We start from the raw sequence: 1,978 nt of genomic DNA, 5'->3' as shown, positions 1-1,978 counted from the left end.
GAAACGGCTGCCGGTTAGCATACGTTTCGACAATAATTATTTGGAGATGAAAACGAGGCTGTGACGCTTGTCACAGCCTCAGTTCAAACATGCGTCCCCTCGGAATCGAACCGAGATCGCAAGGACCGAAATCTCGCGTGCTATCCATTACACTACCGACGCGTACGCGTCTATCATAGGTCTGATGACGATTAAATGGCTCTATAATATTTGGTGTTGATGGACGAGCGTCCATCGACACCTTTTTTGTATACTAAAAGGACATACCAGTCCTTTGCTACAATCCAGTCGACCAAAACCAATTGAAAGCGGTGAATGATATGTCCCAAGAATATTTTATCCAAAATCTACTCAAATTAAAAGACCCAAACATTGAATTTCAGTCAGTTAAAACTGATGAAAATAGTGTTTTTATTATTGCTAAGCTAGCGCCAAGTTGCTCAAAATGCCGTTACTGTGGGAAATCTGGTCTACTTCGCAATGGCACAAAGTTGGTTAATATTCGGATTCCAAATATTATTGAACGCAATGCAATTCTTAAATTAAGAAAACAGCGTTATTTATGCCCAAAGTGCCATCACACAGTGATTGCACAAACGCCACTTGTCAGACCGCATCATCAAATATCAGAAAGAACACGCCATGCAATAATGATTGCCTTAACAGAAGACCGTAATGTAACGAGCATTGCCCAGCAGTTCAATGTTTCGCCAGTTTCTGTTAATCGGATCATTGATGAGCTTGGCCCTCAGATTAAATCTAGGCCAGATGATTTGCCTAAAGTACTCTGCTTTGATGAATTCCGTTCTACTCAGCGTCAAATGAGTTTCATCGCTTTAAACGGCGAAACCCATGAACTTGTCACTTTACTACCCGGTCGACGCAATCAAGAAATTATTCAATATTTTACACGTCATTATTCACTTAAAAACCGTCAAACCGTTCAATATGTTGTGATTGATTTTAACGCGCAATATCAATCTGCGATTCGACAACTCTTTCCAAAGGCAAAAATTGTAGCTGACAATTTCCATTTGGTTCAAATGACATTACAGGCGCTTAATCAAACTCGTGTGCAGTTAATGAAAAAATATCCGCACACTTCAAAGGCCTATCGGCTTTTGAAGCACAACTGGCGGCTCTATTTGATGAACTACAATCGGCTTGAACAACGTAAACCGCAATGGTTTGCGCATCTTCGCGACCATTTAACGCAAGAACAATTTGTTTGGGAAGGCCTATCCTTGAATGACGAATTTGAAAACACTTATTTTGTTGCCCACCAATTAACTAACGCCTTGCGCCAGCGAAAGTATGATGAATTTTGTGCTGCTTTAACCCAATCAAAAGCCATTAGTCCACAACTTATGAGTACAATCAAGACTTTCAAAAAATATCAGAAGCTCATTGAAAACATGATGAACTGTCCTAAGTTATCGAATGGACCACTAGAAGGTATTAATCGCAAAATAAAACAGATTAAACGAACGGCATATGGCTATCGTAACTGGTCAAGATTCAATTTAAGAATTCGGATCGAACTGAAAATCAAGGTAAATAAAAAGAAGATAATTCGCAAATGAATTATCTTCCAAGAACTCGCCATCAACACTAGTTGACATAGAGCCAAAAAAGGAGTTGGGTGCAACATCGATTGGGGGGTCGATGTTGCTGTTCTTCACTATTATGGAGGAGTGAATGAAAAAGTTTAATTCAATTTGGAAAGTTAAGCTTTTTAAGTAACTTTCTATGCTTATAACTATATCGGGAAGTTGTGAATAAAGTGTGATGGCTTTGTAATCCTTACATGAATGCTTTGCAAAGAAATTATTACCAGTTCCACAAAATCTAGTTGACAACCCGCCTATGCCTTAGCGTATAGTGGGTTTAGAAATAGCTACAGGGGGTGTCGTTTTGAACGAACGCGATCGCTTTGATTTGGTTTACGATATGGGTGAAATGATGTTGGAAAATGGTG

At 39.3% G+C, this 1,978-nt stretch carries 1 protein-coding gene and 1 tRNA gene; one reads left to right on the top strand and one right to left on the bottom strand.

Annotation, left to right across the window (positions count from 1 at the left end; genetic code table 11):
* Positions 1-90: 90 nt before the first annotated feature.
* Positions 91-162: transfer RNA gene (locus AB3112_RS11035), tRNA-Arg, on the bottom strand.
* A 158-nt stretch (positions 163-320) separates the two neighbouring features.
* Between AB3112_RS11035 and AB3112_RS11030 the strand changes: the two genes are divergently transcribed.
* Positions 321-1,583 carry an ISL3 family transposase gene (locus AB3112_RS11030; protein ID WP_367334518.1) on the top strand — a complete coding sequence of 421 codons (1,263 nt, stop codon included), beginning with the start codon at positions 321-323 and terminating at the stop codon, positions 1,581-1,583.
* The last annotated feature ends 395 nt before the right edge of the window (positions 1,584-1,978 follow it).

Origin of the sequence: Lentilactobacillus sp., assembly GCF_040773105.1 — a bacterium.
Taxonomy (GTDB): domain Bacteria; phylum Bacillota; class Bacilli; order Lactobacillales; family Lactobacillaceae; genus Lentilactobacillus; species Lentilactobacillus parabuchneri.
Note: the sequence above shows the minus strand (reverse complement) of the source record. Positions and strands in the feature narration are given on the sequence as shown.

What these genes read in the sequence shown, in the direction of transcription:
- AB3112_RS11030 (WP_367334518.1), top strand. Translation starts at nt 321, where the DNA reads ATGTCCCAAGAATATTTTATCCAAAATCTACTCAAATTAAAAGACCCA.